General features: G+C 34.4%; 7 protein-coding genes. 5 read left to right on the forward strand and 2 right to left on the reverse strand.

What is annotated here, in order from left to right:
• Positions 1-202: hypothetical protein (locus tag V7266_RS24660; protein ID WP_335471820.1), on the reverse strand; the 202-nt coding region annotated here is incomplete at its 3' end.
• Between the two features lie 337 nt (positions 203-539).
• On the opposite strand from V7266_RS24660, the gene V7266_RS24665 reads away from it, so the two are divergent.
• Together V7266_RS24665 and V7266_RS24670 are read left to right on the forward strand one after the other, a co-directional pair.
• On the forward strand, positions 540-989 hold the full coding sequence (locus V7266_RS24665; protein ID WP_335471822.1) for an ATP-binding protein: 450 nt from the start codon (positions 540-542) through the stop codon (positions 987-989).
• Positions 990-1,015: 26 nt separating this feature from the next.
• The gene (locus V7266_RS24670) at positions 1,016-1,915 is read left to right on the forward strand and encodes an ROK family protein (RefSeq protein ID WP_335471824.1); all 900 of its coding nucleotides are present in this window, start codon (positions 1,016-1,018) and stop codon (positions 1,913-1,915) included.
• 94 nt (positions 1,916-2,009) lie between these two features.
• On the opposite strand, the gene V7266_RS24675 is transcribed toward V7266_RS24670, so the two are convergent.
• Positions 2,010-3,305, reverse strand: a complete 1,296-nt coding sequence (locus V7266_RS24675) for a glycosyltransferase (protein WP_335471826.1) — start codon at positions 3,303-3,305, stop codon at positions 2,010-2,012.
• Between the two features lie 165 nt (positions 3,306-3,470).
• Here V7266_RS24675 and V7266_RS24680 point away from each other — a divergent pair, with 165 nt between their 5' ends.
• The 3 genes from V7266_RS24680 to V7266_RS24690 form a co-directional block, all read left to right on the forward strand.
• Positions 3,471-4,412: a glycosyltransferase gene (locus V7266_RS24680; protein WP_335471827.1), complete on the forward strand. Its 942-nt coding sequence runs from the start codon at positions 3,471-3,473 to the stop codon at positions 4,410-4,412.
• A 143-nt stretch (positions 4,413-4,555) separates the two neighbouring features.
• On the forward strand, positions 4,556-5,902 hold the full coding sequence (locus V7266_RS24685; RefSeq protein ID WP_335471828.1) for a hypothetical protein: 1,347 nt from the start codon (positions 4,556-4,558) through the stop codon (positions 5,900-5,902).
• Positions 5,903-6,003: 101 nt separating this feature from the next.
• Positions 6,004-6,183: hypothetical protein (locus V7266_RS24690; RefSeq protein WP_335471830.1), on the forward strand; the 180-nt coding region annotated here is incomplete at its 3' end.

Below are 6,183 nucleotides of genomic sequence, written 5' to 3' on the forward strand. Positions count from 1 at the left end.
AAACGGAGACAGAAACCGAGACTGATACAGCAACTGAATGTCCGATCCCACCGAAACCTCCGAAACGAGGAAAACCAAAACCGCCAAAACCAGAAAAACCAGAACCACCGAAACCGGGAAAACCAAAACCGTCGAAACCAGAAAAACCAAAACCGTCGAAACCAGGAAAACCAAAACCGCCGAAACCAGGGAAATAAATCAATAAAATTAACTGCTTTGCTCATTTAAAAAAGAGACTGATCTAAAGGTAATCAACCGACTTTTTAGGTCAGTCTCTACTTTGTATTTTCAGGTTATTTTAGAATTTGGAGGGTAAAGGATCTCTATTGATGGAGGAATATGCAGGGTCTCTTTTTACCAACAATCAAAAATAATCAATGCCGGAATGATGAAAAGGAAAAGTTAATATCAACAATTGTCCAGTTATAGAATTGATGAAGGCGTAATAGAAAAATGGGTATCCCAAAAACTAACTTCTTAATGTTTTCAAGCATTTAATATAGAAGAAGCTTGATAACAGTACTTAGGGGAGATGTATGATGAAACTTGGAATTATGTGCGGGATTCCACTAAGCGGAAAATCAACTTACGGGAAAACACTTCAGGAACAAGGGTGGACTCGCGTATCTATTGATGATCTCAGGCTAGCTTTACATGGCCGCGTTTATAAAGCTAAGGCTGAACCAAAAGTATGGGAATCAGCTGAACTCATGGTCCGGACGTTACTTAAAAGCGGCCATAAAGTAGTTGTGGATTCCACTAACAGGACAAGAGAGCGTCGTAATAGATGGATCGAGGTTGCAAAAGAATTCGGACTAACTTTGGAAATATTTCATGTTGATACCAACTTTGATATTTGTAAAAAACGTAATAAAGTGTTGAAACGATTACCGGATTATTTATTAAAAAAAATTTACTACGAAGAGTTCGAAAAACCTACCTCGGATGAGGGAGTAATTATTATGGTAATGAATAACGATACCACCTAAATCTAGATTAGTCTGGAGGAAATAATTTGAAAAAGTTCATCTGTTTCGATGTAGGCGGGACAAAAGTTAAGTACGGTTTATTATTAGAGAATGGAACTGTTCTTTCAAATGGTAGCTATAATACCCGTCCAATCAACCTGGAACTATTTCTAAAAGACATGATAGATACAATTAACATGTACACAAGAAATACTATTGTGAGTGGGATTGCTATTAGTTTACCTGGATTTATTAATCCCCATACAGGGTATTCTGAAGCAGCAGGTTCTGTAAAGGCATTAAGTAAACAAAATCTAAAAGAATTATTAAATGCAAAAACTTCCCTTCCGATTGAAATAGAAAACGATGGGAATTGTGCTGCGTTAGCCGAAAGCATCAGTGGTAATGCAAAAAATTGTACAGATTTTATTTGTATAACATTGGGAACCGGAGTTGGCGGAGGGATTTTCACTAACGGGAAGCTTTTGCGTGGTCACAGTTTTAGAGGGGGTGAATTTGGGTTTATGAAGAATCGGGCTAAAAGAGGGCATTTTGAATTATGGCATTCGAATTCTTCTACATCTGCCTTAATTCATTCCTATAAAAAATTAAAAGGCTTAAATGAAAACGAAAATATTGATGGAGAGACCGTTTTTTTGGAATCTAATAATAATCCTTCGGTTAGAAAACTAATTGATGATTGGACAAAAAACATATGTTATGGAATTTATAACCTTACTGTAACTTTAAACCCTCAAAAAGTATTAATTGGCGGGGGAGTGGCCAATCAACAAGAATTGTTAAGCATGATTAATCATCAACTTGACCTTATTCCATGGTGGAAAGTATTCAAGGTACCTGTTGAACTATGTAAATATCAAAACGATGCTGGAATGATTGGCGCTTTGTATCATTTTTTACAAGAACAAACCCGGCGTTTTAATTAAAATAGCTGTTGTAATTGTGTATTAACTCAAATAAGAGAAACCCAATCCAAGGAATTTTTTTGGACTGGGTTTCTTTTTAGTTCAATTTCGCAATTTAACATAAAGATTTAATGATCGGTTCCAATTGATTTTTCCAGATCCATTTTGGAGAATACCGTTGTTTTGCGATTGTTTTTGCATGAATAACTGAATTGGTATCCATTAATTTGATAATCTTGTCAGCATGTTGAGTAAGATAAGCTTCTTCTGAAGGACGATAAATCTCACGAGTATTAAACCCAAAATTCTTGGCATCCCATTTCATAAAGTACGCATCCAATTGGCTTCCGAGTTCATTTAAAGCCGGCACCTGTTCGTTTAAAACAAGAAAATTCCCTCTACTTGCTGCTTCCAGGACAGTTAAACCAAAAGACTCTGAGTAAGAGGGACATATAAATAAGTTTGAAAGTGCGAAAAGTTCTAATACACTTTTTCTTGGGAGCCCTTTATTAAATTCTTCTATATCTGATGTGAATAATAAATCTTCATTATTTAAACCAAATTTTACCCCAATAGAGCGAACAAATTCCTTATAGGCCTCTGGAGAAGTATCTAACTTTGGGAATGTATCACAGAATATTACTTTGACAAACTTGCTTGTTTTTACTTTTATTGCTCCGGATATAGCAGCAACTTTATCAAATTTCTTTGCCCTCGTTAAACGACCAGGATAGACAACTAAAATATCTGGAGTCAGCAAATCAATATATTTTGATAATAGATTAACTTCCTCTGATACAAAACCTAGTAGGTCAAGACTGTTATTTACTACTTTACAACGATCTTCAGGAACATTGTATTGTTTTGCCAAGGCTGAAATCCCAGATTGGGTTGGATAAATATACAAAGTATTAGGCATAGGTGTAAATCGGGCAGAGAAAGGCCATTTCGGGTTGGGAGGGCGTTTAACAGGCGCGGAGTGGGTAAATGCAAGGAATTTAAGGTTAGGAAGTTTCTCCTGAACTTTTCTAATTGCGATGTTATGGTGTAAATGCCACCCCTGGTAATGAATATCATGCATAAAACAGATATCAATATCTGCTAATTTATTTACTAAGTCCTCTGCTATCACATCTGCCTCATTAAAAAAGGTATCATGTACCTCACCTTCTGACTGAATGTAGTTTTTCCAATGCATTTGTTTTCCTTCTAGTTGGTTACAAATTTTCACCCATTTAATTCGTTTATCTAGGAAAATTCCATAAAGTTTATTGAGCGGGCAGATGTCACTTACCAAAATTCTGGTTTCAATATTTGCATCAAGAAGCATTCGAACCTGTTCCGCTACTACATTTACCAAGGAATACGAACTATCTAAGCCATTAAACATTGTAAGAAGTGCTATTTTCATCTCTTAGCTCTCCCTTACTTTATAGATCATTTTGTTTGATGAACGTCTTATCATATGAATAAACCTGGAAATTTATTCGGTAGAGATTGTTGCGAAAACAGAAAAATATTTCGAGGAACATATTTTATCTATTAACATACTATAATGATGGATTAGGCGAAAAAGGTGGCTCATTTAATGTTAAATCTACTTCTGATAGGTAAAGATACAAAATTTAAAACTTTCAATGAGAGCTTTAACCATGTTGAGAAAGAATTATCCCAAAAAACAAATTTAGCCATTTGGAGAGATTCCGGAAATATACAGGATATTTTAAAGCATATACCTTTTACACCTGATTTTATTCTTATTCAAAATGATATTGGTGGCAGTTTGAAACCTGTAGTTTACGGTTTATCAGATATTAGTATTCCTGCTGGGATTTTTATTGAGGATGTACACCGAATTATTGAAAAAAGAAGAGAATATATCAATTCCAATAACATTCAATACATTTTTTCTAATTATAAGCAGATTTTTAAAAAAATATATCCTGAATTTAAAAATCGACTCTGTTGGTTTCCTCACCATATTAATAGTGAAATTTTTAAGGATTATAGTTTACCAAAGGAAATCGACATGTTACTAATGGGGGCTGTAAATAGCGGTTATCCCTTGAGAGAAAAAATAGTTAAGCAATTTAAAAAAGATTCAAGATTTGTCTATCACCCCCATCCTGGATATCGAAAATATACCGAAGACGAAAAGGATAAAATTTTTGTAGCGGAAAGATATGCAATGGAAATAAATAGGGCAAAAATCTTTTTTACTTGTGGAACGAGAAGAAAGTTTCCGGTAATGAAATATTTTGAAGTTCCTGGATGCAGAACTTTATTGCTTGCTCCACAACTTAAAGACCTTGATGATTTGGGGTTTATTCCTGGTGAACATTATGTTCGTATTACGAAACATGATTTTTATGAAAAAGCAGAATATTATTTAGAACACGAGGACGAAAGGAATAGGATTGCGGACCAGGGTTATCAATTTGTCCAAATCCAACATACTACTAATAAAAGAGTAGAACAATTAATCGCGAAGATTGAAGAAATTTTAGGCAAACAATAGAATGTCCATAACTAACAAACAACTAATACCCAAAAATATATGAATCAACAATGACAAGGGAATTTCCCTTTTTTATTAATAAATTTGGAAAAAGGTCGATTTTCTCCCTTTCTCCTTTCATTTATTATATGAGGTGAATGATGATGAATGAAAATGATTCAAAAGTAAATTCACTCCAGAATGGAAATGTAACAAGGGAGCAGACCCTTAAAAAGGAATATAAGTACTTTACTAAAAAACCAAAAAGCAAAATTTGTTTTGCCATCCTTGTTCATAATAATCGTGAGCTTATTAAGGAACTAATCAATAATGTCCGATTTTTTTGTCCGAATAGCACAATCGTTTTATTTAATGGAGGGGGAGATCCATCCCTATGCGATGATTTAGGTGTACCTGTGTGTCCATCCAGTAGAAAATTAAAGTATGGATTCACAACTATATATTTTCTTGAAACAATGGAATGGATTGAGGAACTGGGAATAGATTATGAATATTTTATTAATATAGATTCCGATGCTTTATTTATTAAGGACGGATATGAGAACATTATATCCGAACAAATGAGAGATGCAGATTACATGGCCGTTAGACTAAGGATACCTGGACATAATTGGTTTATTGGAAAACAACTAAGAAAAGATATTGATAGATGGAAAGAATTATTTAGGCTTGATCCGTATTATGGTGTATTTAATGTTGGTCAAGTGATTAAAAGATCAGTGGTTAAGGCAATTCTGGAACCGAGTAAAAAGGAAAAATACAAAAATGCTCTGTTAGAAACGATATCTTTTGGTTCTGACGAAATATTTTTTGTCAATATCGCACACGAATTAGGGTTTAAAATGAAAAAATATCCATACGTAAGTGACACGGATCTCATACGGTATCGTCCACATTTTAAACTGGATGAAATAATAGACTGTTTAAATAGCAAGAAGTTTAGTGGGTTGTGCCATCCAATTCATCGTCTTAAGAACGACCAATCACGAAGGTTGATTAAACAGCTGGCTTATAAATGCATGATTGAACAATATCGTGACGAGATTTACCCTTGGTATGAAAAAGATGAGTTGAATTTTGCGCCTTCGCTGCCCATTAGAAGTAAATTTGGCAATAAAGAACTAATGGTACGGTCAGGTAATACGTTAACCCACTATTGGGAAAATAAAGTAACAAAAATATGGAATAGAACGAAAACGTTTGCTAAAGGGATAAAGGATATTCCCCTTTTTCATGGGAATCGCTCTGGAAATTTTGAGGCAGCATGCAAGTTAGAAAGTGGCGGTATTGGATTTTGGTGGCGAGAGAATGAAAAACGAGGATATCCATGGCATGGCCCAATACTAATTACTCATGAAGATGTCGAACCTATCCTGCTTGATCAGCTGGAGGACGGCCGGACAATTCTGGTATGTAAATCGGGAGACAAACTAACATATTGGGCTTGTTCCGTAGAAGGAGAATGGATAAAAGAATCGCCTCTATCATAAATACATTTTCTAAAAAACCGAAATACTTTATCCAAATCTTTTCATTTGTGATTTATAAAATTATATAAGTGCAGTGTACTTGTTTAGGGAGGTATAAAAAAGTGAAGGTTTTGTTATTTACACCATCGTATAAACGTCCCTACATGATTCGTCAATGTATACTTAATATGAAAAACCAGTCGTATACAAATTTTACCCATTCAATCAGCATTATGTTTGATAATGAATCTGAAGTTAAAGATTATGAAATCATCTTTGATGATATCATTGACGATCGATTT

Origin of the sequence: Neobacillus drentensis (genome assembly GCF_036965645.1) — a bacterium.
In the GTDB taxonomy this organism is placed as follows: Bacteria; Bacillota; Bacilli; order Bacillales; family Cytobacillaceae; genus Neobacillus; species Neobacillus drentensis_D.